The sequence below is a fragment of the Clostridium sp. DSM 17811 genome (assembly GCF_018861905.1).
In the GTDB taxonomy this organism is placed as follows: domain Bacteria; phylum Bacillota; class Clostridia; order Clostridiales; family Clostridiaceae; genus Clostridium_AD; species Clostridium_AD frigoriphilum.
Genome location: NZ_JAHLDU010000008.1, coordinates 200,642 through 209,053, shown reverse-complemented (window position 1 = coordinate 209,053; position 8,412 = coordinate 200,642). Strand labels below are relative to the sequence as shown.

Annotated in this window: 8 protein-coding genes; 3 read left to right on the top strand and 5 right to left on the bottom strand. The window is 29.1% G+C overall.

The features are described 5' to 3' along the window. The first annotated feature begins 870 nt into the window (after positions 1-870). Entirely contained in the window at positions 871-1,824 is a 954-nt protein-coding gene (locus KPL44_RS12490; RefSeq protein ID WP_216250621.1) for a polysaccharide deacetylase family protein, read from the top strand. A gap of 28 nt (positions 1,825-1,852) precedes the next feature. Here KPL44_RS12490 and KPL44_RS12485 read toward each other — a convergent pair whose 3' ends face one another. The 3 genes from KPL44_RS12485 to KPL44_RS12475 are packed head-to-tail and all read right to left on the bottom strand — an operon-like array spanning position 1,853 to position 5,434. After that, positions 1,853-3,316 carry a hypothetical protein gene (locus KPL44_RS12485; protein WP_216250619.1) on the bottom strand — a complete coding sequence of 488 codons (1,464 nt, stop codon included), beginning with the start codon at positions 3,314-3,316 and terminating at the stop codon, positions 1,853-1,855. A 38-nt stretch (positions 3,317-3,354) separates the two neighbouring features. Continuing rightward, the gene (locus KPL44_RS12480) at positions 3,355-4,770 is read right to left on the bottom strand and encodes a HAMP domain-containing sensor histidine kinase (RefSeq protein ID WP_253201746.1); all 1,416 of its coding nucleotides are present in this window, start codon (positions 4,768-4,770) and stop codon (positions 3,355-3,357) included. After that, positions 4,745-5,434 carry a response regulator transcription factor gene (locus tag KPL44_RS12475; protein WP_216250616.1) on the bottom strand — a complete coding sequence of 230 codons (690 nt, stop codon included), beginning with the start codon at positions 5,432-5,434 and terminating at the stop codon, positions 4,745-4,747. Before KPL44_RS12475 ends, KPL44_RS12480 begins: the two co-directional genes overlap by 26 nt. A gap of 309 nt (positions 5,435-5,743) precedes the next feature. On the opposite strand from KPL44_RS12475, the gene KPL44_RS12470 reads away from it, so the two are divergent. Beyond that, the gene (locus KPL44_RS12470) at positions 5,744-6,595 is read left to right on the top strand and encodes a methyl-accepting chemotaxis protein (RefSeq protein WP_216250613.1); all 852 of its coding nucleotides are present in this window, start codon (positions 5,744-5,746) and stop codon (positions 6,593-6,595) included. Between the two features lie 176 nt (positions 6,596-6,771). After that, the gene (locus KPL44_RS12465; protein WP_216250611.1) at positions 6,772-7,239 is read left to right on the top strand and encodes a hypothetical protein; all 468 of its coding nucleotides are present in this window, start codon (positions 6,772-6,774) and stop codon (positions 7,237-7,239) included. A gap of 9 nt (positions 7,240-7,248) precedes the next feature. Here KPL44_RS12465 and KPL44_RS12460 read toward each other — a convergent pair whose 3' ends face one another. Together KPL44_RS12460 and KPL44_RS12455 are read right to left on the bottom strand one after the other, a co-directional pair. Continuing rightward, the gene (locus tag KPL44_RS12460) at positions 7,249-7,419 is read right to left on the bottom strand and encodes a hypothetical protein (protein WP_216123284.1); all 171 of its coding nucleotides are present in this window, start codon (positions 7,417-7,419) and stop codon (positions 7,249-7,251) included. 158 nt (positions 7,420-7,577) lie between these two features. Next, positions 7,578-8,243 (bottom strand): tetratricopeptide repeat protein, encoded by a 666-nt coding sequence (locus KPL44_RS12455; protein WP_331702051.1) that lies wholly within the window; start codon positions 8,241-8,243, stop codon positions 7,578-7,580. Positions 8,244-8,412 lie beyond the last annotated feature (169 nt).

Genomic DNA, 8,412 nt, shown 5'->3' with positions numbered 1-8,412 from the left:
GTGCGTATACAGGACTTACCTTTCTAAATATTAAAACTATAGCAACTATTAAACCAAATATTGCTCCACTCCAATTAATCACAGCCATTTTACTTCCCCCTTATTGTATAATGTAGTTGTATCTTTGATAATAAATTATCTCATCTAATGTTAACCATAAATTCAATTAGATAATTTTTTAAATTTGTTTTATAATAAAAATATAACGTTTTCATATCTTCTATATTAATAATAGTATTTTTATAAACCAGTTGATATTGGTTATTTAACATTTTTCATCGTTCATTTGCACAACAGTTAATGAATCTCTATCTTTTATGCTTACTGATGGAATTGCTTTTAAATAGTCTCATTAAATCATCTCCTGCTGAGCTGCAAAATTAATTTAACTCTTATGAAATATCACATATATTTTAATATTTTTAATATATATGTAAAGTAACTTACTATTTCCATTAATAAAAATTATAGTTTTTTTAACTAAATGTATTCAAAAGAAGACACAAGAAGGTTTTAATATGATCTGTAATGAAATTGTAATAATTTTGTAATCTCTTAGTTTATAATAAGTAGTATTATAAGTATATAGATTAAAAGAGGGTTTTATGGGATAGTATTCATAGTAAAATATTGTCATATAAATGACTTTTATGTAAAATAATTACATTATTATAACTATACCAAGTTTTACCTATTTTGTCATGTTTCAAAAAATGTGAATAATTTAAAATTATGGGGGGTAATTAAATTCAAAAACATATTTTGAAAGCAATAATTTATAGGGAATAAAAAATATACAATAACATTTCACTATATACAGTCATATTATATAAAATAAAATTATAAATACTAGTTAATGGAGTGGTGAATATGAAGAAAAAGAAAAGAATTAATAAAAGACCTTTAAAAATAAGTTTAATATGTAGCTGCATTTTTTTAATTTTAATAGGTACAATCATAATAGGTAAAAGTTTTACTAAAGATGAAGTTAATGCTGAACCAGTAATTGTACCAATTACTACTACGGTAACTGCTACAGCTACTTCTAAACCTAACGCTACTAGTACATTAAAGAATAATGAAACTAATAACGAACCAACAAAAAATTTCACTGTAAATAAAGAAGGGGAAAAGTATATTTATGATGCTGCAAAAGTAAGTGATATATTAAATTACAAAGGGAAAAATGATAATCAGAAAATAGCATTTCTTACCTTTGATGATGGTCCATCTACTACTGTGACACCCAAAGTACTAGATATTCTAAAAGAAAATAACGTTAAAGCAACATTTTTTTTGCTTGGTCAAAACGTAGAAGCAAATGAAAAAAGCAAAGAACTTGTAAAACGTGAATTTAATGAAGGACATGCAATCGGAAATCATACTTATAATCATAATGAACACAATGCATTATTCCCTAACAACATAATTAATGTACCTATCTTCATGAACGATGTGAAAAAAAACGATGATGCATTAAAAAATATACTTGGTCAAGATTTTAGTACAAGGATTTTAAGAGTGCCTGGAGGATATATGTCAAGAGCATATTATAGAGATCCGAATTTACCAGAGTTCGATGCAAAGCTAAAAGAAAAAAATATGATTAGTATAGATTGGAATGCAGAAATTAAAGATGCAGAAGGTAAGCCAAATAAAACTCCAGAAGAGTTACTTAACGTATTAAAGGAAGAGGTTGGAACGCAAGAAAAATTAGTTATATTGATGCATGATACTTATGGTAAAATGCAAACTGCTAATGCATTACCTCAAATTATAGAATATTTAAAAGATAAAGGATACGAATTTAGAACAATAAAATAAGCGCTAACGCGCGTAGCCGCGTTAGCACTTATTTTACTTTTTTTTGCCATTCATCCACATAACTACCTGTAGCCCATTGGGACATTACTGGCATTTCTCCTGCTTTAAACTTCAAAGTTAATGACTTTTCTCCCAGATTATATCCTTTTATAGTAAATACCATCAATTCTGTATTAGTTAGAACAACAACAAAATCTCTATTAGGAGATGAATAAGCATCCACTGCGCTTGGTACCTTTGTTTTTATTACGTTAAAAGAAGGAAACAAATTATCATAGGTAGTTAACGATTTAGGTGTAGCATAAGGAATATCAAAGTCTATAAATGAATCTCCGCTATTTGCTTGGGACATTCTTCCTCTTAGTATCCATCGTCCACTTCTTCTTATTACACACAAATTATTATCCACTTTTTCTAGTTTTTCATCTTGTGTACTTTTATTTATGTGTAAAATTGTACCTGGCAAAGTAGCTTTTTCTATTTCCCTTGGAAGTATGCTTGTAAGTTTTATAGGTTCTCCCATTAGATTATCCATTGGAAATATTTTAAGCTTATTATTAGAGTACTTCTTTTCTAAATCATTATTATTTACATCCTGCACAGTATCAGTAGAAACATAATTGCTGCCTACAAATTTAATAGCTATACTACCTTCTGTTTTAGTATACTTTATTTTTTTTGAATTTATGGGTTTGGTGGGATTAAGTAAATTGATTGGATAAGACCAAAGTATGTCCTTCGAATCTCCATTTTCTATTTTATTACTTATCCCTACCTTCCAAAACCCATCTTGCCTTGGAAGTAACAAATCTTTAGTTTCCCGAATGGGAAGAATTTTATCATTTACTGAACTAATCCATAATGTTTTATATGAATATTTACTCTGCCCATCTTCACCTTCAGGATTTTCATATCTTAGTCCAAGTAATAATCCTGACTTAGATCGTATTTCTTTTTCTGCCTTGCTGATTAAAATTTTTGTATTGTTATCTTTATTATATGAATGGGTATTAGAAGAATCTTTTGCTTTGTGAAAATATAATAAGGTACCCTCGTAGTTTTTTATAAGAGTTAACTCATCCAGTTTTATGTACTCATCAAAAAAAGTTTCATTGGAGTTAATAGTAATAATTTGTACATCAGTATTTTTTATTCCTAAGCTTTTGGCACTTATTTTTATACTATTCCAAAAATAACTTTTAGTATTCACGGACTTAACTTTATATTTAACATCCTTGGATATATTGCCATTAAACTCAACTGTATCTCCCCTAAAATAAGCAACCTTTCCAAGTAATTGTTTTGCTTTTTCATCATCAATTGTAGTGCCCCCAATAGAAACATATTTTTCTACTATCCAACTTCCTTGTATAGGCGACACAGTAAGCTTTTTATGTAATACTTGAGAACTTAAAGTTAATCCTGCATATTGACTCCATATAAAAATTATAATAGAAAATATAATAACAAATAAACATAATACTTTTTTCACCAGGAGTCACCTCTTATATATATAAATTTTATTGTTTCTTATGTCAGAGGTAAAAATATTTTAACATCTGTACCCTTACCATATTCGCTTGAAATTTCAAGTTTACCATTATGCATTTCTATAATTTCTTTGCAGAGGGAAAGTCCTATCCCATTTTGTGACATACTTGTTCTACCCTTGAAAAACTTTTCTGTGACTTTAGGCAAATCCGCCGGTGAAATTCCTATTCCATTATCCTTCACAATAATGCAAATATTATTACCATCAATACATGCTTCGAGTGTTACTTTGCCTCCTTCTTTTGTAAAGTTAAAGGCATTATCTAAAATGTTGCTAATAACTTGATTTAACCTTTTCTCATCCGCAAAAACAGGGACTAAATCCTCTTGTATTTTACAAGTAAAGTTAATATTGTGACGTATTGACTTGGGCATAAACTGTTTTTCTATGTAGGTTATAATACTTTGAATATTTACATATTCTTTTTTAAGTGGTGCTTTTCCAGATATAAATTTGGAAAAGTCCAACAATTCTTCCACCATTACTGTAAGTCTATCACTTTCTTTTTCTATAATGTTAAGTCCGACTAGAATTTCTTCCTTATCCTCTAAACTACCAGATCTAATAGTCGAAGCCCACCCTTTTATGGATGTCAGAGGAGTTCTAAGTTCATGAGAGACAGACGCAATAAATTCATTTTTTAGCTTCTGACTTTTTTGAATTTCTTCAGCCATAAAATTAAATGTATCGGATAATTCCCCAATTTCATCATTTCTTCTTTTTTCAAGTCTTTCATTAAAGTTTCCAGACGCAAATTTTTTAGCTAGGGTATTTACTTCATCTAATGGTCCCACAATAGTATTAGAGATAAATATACTAGAAACACCAGAAATAACAATTACAAGAGTTCCAACTCCAAAAAAAAGAATTACTATTTTATGAATAAGTGCATCTACCTCTGATAAAGAAGTAACAAAACGTAGTACACCCTCTATTTTATTAGCTGATTTTAAGGGATAAGAAACGTACATAAAATTTTCCTTTGTATCCTTATCTTTCTTAGTAAATGTTCCAAGTTCTCCTTGCAATGCTTTTTCCACATCATCATCTTCGATATGTTCCTTATTAAAATTACCAATGGAATCCATTAGCATCATTCCTGAGTTATCAATAATTTGGACCTCTGCAGAGGTGTTTTTCCAAAAAATATCATCATTATTCTCCACATTTTCTTTTAAGCTAGATGAAGAAAAATAATTATTATAAAAATCGACAGATCCCTTGATTTGTTTTGAAAGTAATGATTCCGTATTTTGATAGTAATATTTTTCTAAAGAAACGGTAAGAAAAACTTCTAATGTGATTACAGTGAAAACAATCACTAATAGATAACTCCAAACAAGTCTGGCTTTTATTCCCCTCAAAATATCACCTCTTTCTCCATCTATATCCAACCCCCCATACCGTCTCTATATATTCTGGCTTAGAAGGTTTAGTTTCAATTTTTTCTCTAAGGCGCCTTATATTAACATCTACAATTTTAGAGTCTCCAAAGTATTCATAATTCCATACTAAGTTTAATAAATCATCTCTACTAAAAGCTTTTTCCTCATTTTCCATAAATGTCTTCAAAATCAAATATTCTTTAGGTGTTAAATCTAGAAGTTGTTGATCTTTATATACCTTCATGGAAACAGTATCTATTATAAAGCACCCGGAGATTAATTGCTCAGGATTTTTCTCTTCACTATGATTCATTCGTCTAAGTAAAGAATTTGCTCTAGCAATAAGTTCTAAAGGATTAAATGGTTTTACCATGTAATCATCAGCACCATACTCAAGGCCCATAATTTTATCCATATCTTCTCCCCTAGCGGTAAGCATGATAATGCCTAAATTCGGGAAATCATTTCTTAACAATTCACAGGTTTTAAACCCATCCATACCAGGAAGTGTTATATCTAAAATTATTAAATCTGGTCTCTCCTCTTGGACTTTTTCTAAACCTTCTTCTCCAGATACAGCTTCAAATACTAAAAAGTTGTTTCTTTGAAAGTTAATTTTAATAAACCCTCTAATAGATTCCTCATCTTCTATAATGAGCACTTTTTTCCCCATAATTTCACCTCTTACTTTAAAATAAATATTTTAACTTCCATATTATCAGTTATGATTATAACATAATAGAGCTCCAAAATATTGTATGTGGTAATATTGTAATTACTTTGTAATACTTTTTCACGACAGTTCAAGTATCTTTAAACGATTAAAATAATGATAAAACATAATAAGTTTTATCAAAAATGCTAAAGTTATTCCATAAAACAAAGATAATATAATAGTGGAATTGCCTTTTATAAATATATTATATATAAGGAGTGACTATTAATTACATCAATACTTAAAAATGAAAGGGGAAATTGTAACATGCTTTTTAATGAAGACAATGAATCAGAATATATAATGAATTTTATTTTGGAGTTAGCTCCGGCTCTTCAGAAACTAATCCCACTAGATTGCATAATAGGAGTAAGTGACACCAAAAAATTTCTAGCAAATATATCAGGCAAAAAAATTAAAATGCCTATTGGATCTACCGGAATGGATATTCCTAAAGAAGATACAGTATATAAAGCTATTATTTCCGGAAAACCTCAAAGAGCTTTAGTACCAAAAGAAGCATTTGGTTTTGAATTTGAATCTACGGCTATTCCCATATTCGATAGCAAAAGGAACATAATAGGAGGGTTAGGCTTAGGTATTAGCGTAGAAAATCGTGATAAGCTTATAAGTACTGCTAAATTGGTTGCAGCATCCTCAGAACAAACATCAGCTACCATTGAAGAACTTGCAGCTTCTGCAGTCGAACTGTCGACCCTTCAATCATCTCTTCAAACTTTATCACATGAAATAAATGAACAAATAAATGAAACCGAAAAAATAATAGAGGTAATTCGTGGGGTGGCACATACTTCAAATATGTTAGGCCTTAATGCTGCAATCGAAGCAGCTAGAGCTGGAGAGCATGGTAAAGGATTTTCAGTAGTAGCCACTGAAATCCGTAAAATGGCTAGCAATAGTTCAAGCTCCATAGTAGATGTAGAAACCATCATAAACAATATAAAAAATAAAGTTAAAGAGATTGATGAAAAAATTGTCCAAACATCAGATATAGGGCAACAACAGGCCACTGCTACAGAAGAACTGGCCAGCAGCATGGAAGAATTAGTTATTTCAGCAGATTCCCTCAACCTAGTCGCTAATGAGGTTATTGGTTAATCCCTATAATAAAGATAGCACAAATTTTAAATTCATTCCATATAATTTGATAAAATTACATTTTTCGACAATTTTATTGTGACAATATAAGAAATATGTTATGATTCCCATGTAAGCTAACTATTACTGCTAAATAGACATAATACTAAACTAGAAATAATATTAGGAGTGATTTCATGGGATATAACGTTATAGATTTAATTAACAAGTCTATAAATATTGCTATTAGAAAAAAGGATATATATGAAAGCATAGGACAAATAAAATGTGATATTCCATTTATAGAAACAATGTCAAAGGTCTTAGCAAAAGAAATAAGCAACTCTATTAACTATTATGAGGAGTTGAAAAGTGCAGTAAGTGAATCTAACACCGAAGAAATTGATTTCTATATATATGATAAAATGTCTTTTTTAATAGATGAGTTTAATAAAAAAATATGTGCTACAGATATTAATAATATTAAAGAGTATTTAAAGTTTTCTCTTAACTTAGAGCGAGATGCAAAGTCTTTACTTATGGACATTCAAGGCAGGTTTCTTAGAGATGCAAGTGATATAAATACAAAAACATATAAAACGTTATCTGATATGATTATTAATAAAGAAAAGCTTGTTACGTCTCTTGAAAAGATTGTAAAATAACAAGGGAACTTATTGTCCCCTGTTATTTTTACCAACTAAACCTCCACCATTACCTGATGATGAACTTTGTGTTCCATGGATTGATGCTCGTCTACTATTTTTTTGCATAGAAGATTTTGCTTTTTTTTCTTCAATAACTTTCTTCATTATTTCCATATTTTTATTTATATCATTTTTCATGTTTTCACCTCTTTTTTTTATTTTTCACATCTTTAAAAATATCTTATTCCGATACCTTCTAAATTAATATTCACAATAAATACTACCAAGGTATGTCTTGTTATTTTACTGATTCATTATACCTTACAAACATTCCTTTGAATAGTACAAAATAAATTCTATTTTTCTATTAATAACTTAAATTGATTATATTGTTTTACATTTTCAAAATCTTTTTCGTTTTTTGCTTCATTTTTAATGTTTGGATTAATAGCAATAGCTAACTTCAGATACTTAACGGTATTATTAATATCACCTTTTCTTCCATAAATACTGGCTATACCATAATAAGTCCATTCATATTCTTCCAATTCCAAATCCTTTTCGTACCACTTGATAGCTTCAGTATAATATCCGTATAATTCATAAGCTAGTGCTTTATTAAATCTTGCATATCCATAATCAGGTTTCAATTTTAAGGAGTTATCAATCTGCTGCATACCTCCCTTGAAATCTCCATTATAAGCTAATGCAATTCCTTTTACAGCATATGCTTTATAAAATTTAGAATCTTCCTTTAAAACTTGGTTCTCAGTTGCAATAGCTTTCGCATATTCACCTTCAAAAAATTGGTCATATCCTATCTTCCATCTCTTTTCTAAATCTGCTTGGTTTTTAATTTCACATTCCTGTAATTGCTTATTTTTAATTTCGTTTTTATCATTTATTTCAATCACATTACTATTCTTAATTTTGGCATTGACTACTATCCCTGCTGCCATAGCACAAATAACAGTAAAAATTATTAACTTAATTTTAAATGTTTTTACTTTCACTTTCTCCACCTTCCCTCCCGGTAAGAGGTTTTACAAGCCATTTCATTTTACAACCTAGGATATATATTACTACTATAGTATCCTCAGTAGCTTTTGAAATTATGCCGATTCTCTCAAAAATAGCTTATAGTGGAGTGATTTAAATTTTAAATGGTATAAAATTATATTTCATCGAATA

Bases quoted from the DNA above. Each gene is read 5' to 3' on its own strand.
- KPL44_RS12490 (WP_216250621.1), top strand. From the start codon at position 871: ATGAAGAAAAAGAAAAGAATTAATAAAAGACCTTTAAAAATAAGTTTA.
- KPL44_RS12475 (WP_216250616.1), bottom strand. From the start codon at position 5,434: ATGGGGAAAAAAGTGCTCATTATAGAAGATGAGGAATCTATTAGAGGG.
- KPL44_RS12470 (WP_216250613.1), top strand. From the start codon at position 5,744: ATGCTTTTTAATGAAGACAATGAATCAGAATATATAATGAATTTTATT.
- KPL44_RS12465 (WP_216250611.1), top strand. From the start codon at position 6,772: ATGGGATATAACGTTATAGATTTAATTAACAAGTCTATAAATATTGCT.
- KPL44_RS12460 (WP_216123284.1), bottom strand. From the start codon at position 7,419: ATGAAAAATGATATAAATAAAAATATGGAAATAATGAAGAAAGTTATT.